Consider the following 233-nt stretch of genomic DNA (forward strand, 5'->3'; position numbering starts at 1 on the left):
CGGCGTCCGCCGCACTCGCCGCACTTGCCGCACTCGGCACGACCGGCTGCGGCAGCGCGGTGAAGCCGGCCGCGACGGCGGCGGGCTTCGATGCGTCGCCGACCACGGGCGCGCTCACCGGCTCGGTCGCCGACGCGGCGGCGGCCACGGCCGCGGCTTCGTTGTTCGGGTTCTGACGTTCGACGAGGTAGTAGTCGAGCACGCGGCGCGCGATCGGGCCCGCGGCCTGCGCG

General features: G+C 77.3%; 1 pseudogene. It reads right to left on the reverse strand.

What is annotated here, in order from left to right:
• A pseudogene (locus SB751_RS35570) lies at positions 1–233 on the reverse strand (penicillin-binding protein 2); the annotation flags it as partial.

It is taken from the genome of Cupriavidus sp. SIMBA_020, assembly GCF_046535395.1.
Lineage (GTDB): Bacteria > Pseudomonadota > Gammaproteobacteria > Burkholderiales > Burkholderiaceae > Cupriavidus > Cupriavidus campinensis.